This is a genomic window from Hypericibacter sp. (assembly GCF_050729195.1).
Classification (GTDB): domain Bacteria; phylum Pseudomonadota; class Alphaproteobacteria; order Dongiales; family Dongiaceae; genus Hypericibacter.
Genome location: NZ_JBOHKS010000001.1, coordinates 1 through 4,953 on the forward strand (window position 1 = coordinate 1; position 4,953 = coordinate 4,953).

General features: G+C 64.4%; 4 protein-coding genes. 1 reads left to right on the plus strand and 3 read right to left on the minus strand.

The genetic code is table 11. The annotated features are described in order from the left end of the window. Window positions 1-506, minus strand: a 506-nt coding sequence (locus ACREE8_RS00005) for a hydantoinase B/oxoprolinase family protein (RefSeq protein ID WP_431570913.1), incomplete at its 3' end; no start/stop codon positions are given. 100 nt (window positions 507-606) lie between these two features. Next, window positions 607-2,667, minus strand: a complete 2,061-nt coding sequence (locus tag ACREE8_RS00010) for a hydantoinase/oxoprolinase family protein (RefSeq protein WP_431570914.1) — start codon at window positions 2,665-2,667, stop codon at window positions 607-609. Between the two features lie 285 nt (window positions 2,668-2,952). Between ACREE8_RS00010 and ACREE8_RS00015 the strand changes: the two genes are divergently transcribed. Beyond that, the gene (locus tag ACREE8_RS00015) at window positions 2,953-3,966 is read left to right on the plus strand and encodes an ABC transporter substrate-binding protein (protein WP_431570915.1); all 1,014 of its coding nucleotides are present in this window, start codon (window positions 2,953-2,955) and stop codon (window positions 3,964-3,966) included. A gap of 35 nt (window positions 3,967-4,001) precedes the next feature. On the opposite strand, the gene ACREE8_RS00020 is transcribed toward ACREE8_RS00015, so the two are convergent. Next, window positions 4,002-4,925: a DUF2971 domain-containing protein gene (locus ACREE8_RS00020; RefSeq protein WP_431570916.1), complete on the minus strand. Its 924-nt coding sequence runs from the start codon at window positions 4,923-4,925 to the stop codon at window positions 4,002-4,004. Between the last annotated feature and the right edge of the window lie 28 nt (window positions 4,926-4,953).

Sequence of the window (4,953 nt, forward strand, 5' to 3'; positions counted from 1 at the left end):
TGGTTGGGCTTGCCCGCTTCGACCAGCTTCAGGGGCGGCAGGATCAGGCCCTCGGCGAAGATCTCGCCATTGTCCGCGGCCTCGGTGCCGGGAATCTTGCCGCCGATATCGACATGATGCGCGATGGTCGAGGTGATGCCGATCAGCTTGCCCTCGAGGAAGATCGGGCTGAACAGCACGATATCCATCGTGTGGGTGCAGCCCTTATAGGGATCGTTGCAGACCAGCACGTCGCCGGGCTTCCACTGCTCCAGCGGGAGGGCCTGCTTCATGTGGCGCAATGCCGTCGACATGATGCCGAGCTGGGCCGGGATGGTCTCGGCCTGCGCCATCATCTCGCCCTCGGGCGTGAACAGCCCGCAGGCATAGTCGTACATGTCCCAGATGATCGAGGAGAACGCCGCGCGCCGCAACGCCATCGACATCTCCTCGGCTATGCCCACCAGCTGCTGCTGGAACACGTCGCGGCTGATCGGATCGATATTGCCTTGCGGACGGAAGGTCATGGGTCGGTTCCTTGATCCTCGGCGGCGAGCGAACTCGCCATTTCAGTATATCCACGCCCCCTCCCCTCGCGGGAGGGGGTAGGGGGAGGGTCCTTGCGGTTCAATCACCCTTGATCGCGATCCGGATCACGGCGCGTTTGTCCACCCGGCCGCGCTGACCCGGCAGAACAACAATCGTCGAATCGCGCTGCATCACGATCGCCGGGCCCGGAATCTCCTGGCCGGGCTTCAGCAGATCGCGGCGATAGATCTTGGCCTCGCTCCAGCCCTGGCGGTCGAAATAGACGCGGCGCGAGCCGACCGGCTCGGCCAAGCCGACGACGCTCGCGGGCTCAGGCGGCTGCGGCGGGCGCTGGATCTTGCCGAAGCCGTCGACCCGCAGATTGACGATCTCGACCGGCACCGACGGATCGGCATGACCGTAGGAGCGCTCATGCGCGGCATGGAACTCGGCCGCGACCTTGGCGGCGTCCCACCATCCTGAACCGTTCGGCTCCGACAGCGGAATGGTGAGCAGATGGAACTGCCCGACGCAGCGCATGTCGGCGGCGAAATGGAAATAGCGCTCCGTCTTCGGCACGCCATCCGCCTCGAGCTCGTGATCGAGCTCGGCCTTGAGACGGGTGAGCGGCGGGCCGATCTCGTCCGGCTCGAGCCGAGCGATGTTGCGCTGGAAGGGCGCCTGGGCCGCATGGCGGATGTCGGTGAGGAGCAGTCCCTGCGCCGCGAACACGCCCGGATTGCGCGGCGCGATCACCTCGGCCATGCCGAGATCGCGCGCCATATAGGGCGCATAGAGCGGGCCGGCGCCGCCGAAGGCCAGAATGGCGAAGCCGCGCACGTCATGGCCGCGTTCGACCGACAGCGACCGGATCGCCTGGATCATGTTGGCATTGGCGACCGAGACGATGCCGTAGGCCGCTTCTTCCAGGCTCAGGCCCAGCGGCGTCGCGACCGAGCGCTCGACCGCCTTGGCCGCGAGATCGGGGTCGAGGCGCATCTCGCCGCCGAGATATTCGTTGGGATCCAGGAGCCCCATCACCACGCCGGCATCGGTCACGGTGGCATCGGTGCCGCCCTGGCCGTAGCAGGCGGGACCCGGCACCGCGCCCGCGGATTTCGGGCCGACGCGGAGCGCGCCGCCGATATCGACCCGCGCGATCGAGCCGCCGCCGGCCGAGATGGTCTCGATGTCGATGGTGGGCAGGCGCAGCGGCTGGCCGTCGATCTCGCGCTCGCTCACCATGGTCGGCACGCCATCGACGATGACCGAGAAATCGGCCGAGGTGCCGCCCATGTCGAAGGTCACCATGCCCTTGACGTCGAGCGCCTTCGCCAGGTCGGCGCCGGCGATGACGCCGCCGGCGGGACCCGACAGCAGCATATGGGCCGGGTTGTCGCGCGCCGCGCGCGGGGTGGCGACCCCGCCATCCGAGCGCATCAGCCGCAAGGGACCGCCGAGGCCCACCTCTTTCAGGTTGCTTTCGAGCCGGCCGATATAGCGGTCGATCACCGGCCCGGCATAGGCCGCGACCGCCGTGGTGTTGGCGCGTGGATATTCCTCGATCTGCGGATTGACCTTGGAGGAGAGATAGACCGGCACGCCCGGCAGCTTCGCCTGGATCGCGTCCGAAAGCGCCGTCTCATGCGCCGGATTGAGATGGGCGAAGGCGAGGCAGATCGCGACCGCCTCGGGCTTGAGATCCACGACCGCCGTCGCGACGCGCTCGATTTCGGCCGCGGAGAGCGCCGTCACCACCTGGCCGAAGGCGTCCACGCGCTCGACGGCCTCCACCGTCAGCGAGCGCGGCACCACGGGGGCCGGCTTCCTCGCGGTCAAGGAATAGAGGTCGGGGCGCATCTGGTTGCCGATCAGCAGCAGGTCGCGGAAGCCCTGGGTGACGACCAGCGCCGCCTTGGCGCCGGAGCGGGTCAGGAAGGCGTTGGTGCCGACGGTGAAGCCATGGACGAAGAGGTCGATCTCGCCGGCCGCGATCCCGGCCTTGGCCGAGAGCCGCTGGATGCCCTCGCGCACGCCGAGCGCCGAGCCGGTCGCGTGGCTCTGGACCTTATCGATGAAGACCCGGGGGCTGGCGGCCGAGCCGTCAACCAGCACCAGATCGGTGAATGTTCCGCCGACGTCGGCCGCGAGATAGCGCATGGTGGGGTAATCTAGAGAAGCGCGGCGGAGAGGGCCAGAGGGGCGGATGGTGATGGCGGGCCTCACCCGCGGGGGGTATTTTCTTTCGGTTTCACTTTCCCGCCACCCTCACACCTCCACTGTCATCGCCGGGCTTGACCCGGCGATCCAGGGGCAGAGGCTCTTACTGGCAAAAGCCCGGAGGCCCGGATCAAGCATGTCCTCGGGCCGACATCCGTCAGACCCCGGGGATCCGAGCATGACAAAGAGAAGCCGGAGAATGCCGGCATTCCAAGGGAGGCCGTCATGAAGCGAGTTTGGCCGGGGATCGGCGCGGGCCTGCTGCTCGCGGCGGGAATGATCGGGAACGGTGCGGCGCCGGCCGCGGCCGCGACGCACAAGATCGTCATGATGGTGACCTGGATCGGCTGCGAGGATGTCTGCAAGGGCGTCCAGGACTACATCGCCGAGAACAAAATCGACGCCGAGGTGGTGGTCCGCAACGCGGCCGGGGACAAGACCAGGTTCGCCGGCTTCGTGCAGGAGGCCCGCGCGATGAAGGCCGATGTGGTCGTGACCTGGGGCACCAACGCGACGCTCAGCATCGTCGGTACGCTGGCCGACCAAGGCAACAAGGCCTTCCTCGACGACATCCCGGTGGTCTTCACCGTCGTGGCCGATCCCGTGGGCGCCAAGATCACCGAGAGCTACGACAAGACCGGCCGCCCCAACCTGACCGGCACCCGCAACCGGGTGCCCGAGACCGTCAATATCAAGTCGATCCGGCGCTACCAGCCGGACTTCCAGCATCTGGGCATGCTGTTCGATCCGTCGGCGCCCAACTCGGTCAACAAGGTGGAGGAGGTGAAAGCGCTCACGGGAGACCTCGATTTCACCCTCGATGCTCTGCCGCTCGATCTCGACGCCAGCGGCGCCCCCATGGTGGAATCGATCGCACCCAAGATGGAGATCCTCAAGCGCGCCGGCGTGGAGTGGGTCTATCTGGGATCGAGCCCGTTCCTCGAGAAGAACCAGGACGCCTTCACCGGCGCCGCCGTCGATGACGAGATCGCGGTCTTGAGCCCCTATGAGCATCTGGTGACAGAGAGCCAGGCGCTGATGTCGGTCGCCGCGCGCGATTACGACGTCGGCAATCTCGCCGGCCAGCAGGTGGCCAGCGTCCTCAATGGCAGCAAGCCCGGCGACCTGCCGGTGCTGGCAATCGACCAGTTCGCCTATCTGGTGAACATGAAGGTGGCGAAGAAGCTCAACCTCTACCCGCCGGTGGAGTTTCTGCAGTTTGTGGTGAAGGTGGAGTAAAGGGGCCACGCCTGTTCAATCAGTCCATACCCACCTCAATCACCCACGACCTTAAACTCCAGCTGAAAGCGCTTCCCTGCTGTACTCGCCTGGAGGATTGTAGTGGTAGGAAAGCGGTTGCGAAGCAGATCAATGAAGACTGCACGGTCTTCGCGCGCCATTCGAGCCCCTAGTATCACAGCATCGAGTTCGGCGGCGTGGAATTTGATATCCTCGTAAGGTGCCTGAGGATTACGGCCCGATCCTGCAACAACTCGCCACTCTCGTTCGTGGGCCCAATGAATGGACTTTGTGTAGACCAATCGATCATTGATTGATGGCACATCAAAGGAGGCGGCTCCGGATAGCATCTCGACTAAGAAAGGTTCGTCAACGAGGCGTGGCATTTCCAAAACGTACTGCACCGGTCGCGCCATGCCCCAAGGGCTATCCAGTTCAGGAACGGACCGAATCCTAAAGACAACCCCACAATGCTGCTCTGCATAGTAGGCCCACATAGCCAGATCATCCGGCAGCTCCGCGAGACATAAGAGCTTGCTTTTTGCCATTTCCGCACGGATCTGCGCTTGGACTTCTGGCAAAGAACGCTCCGCGGCATTGAACCCTTCGTCCATGCTTTCGCCGTATGTGTCATTAAACTCTTCACGGCTAAGGCGTGGGAAAAAACCTCGTACCACCCTAATGGCTTCCCCAAGTTTGTTGCCGACGCGAACCGGCTGATCGCCATAGTGGGCGTCCCAAAGCCTTTGGAGCGCTGCTGCCTTGACCGCATCCCTATCGACTTCGATATGGAGATCGAATTGAACGTCGTAGGGGTCATTTAGCGTTGCCGGCGTTGACCAGCGTAGAGTTTGGTTCTCCAGTACCGCCCTGGCCGTTCCCCGAGAGGCGTACTTGAAGAAGTACTCGCGGTCATTTACCCAGGCGGAACGGCCCGCAAAGTATGGATCTTGCGACATCAGGAAAATTTCGTCTTCTTACGATGCA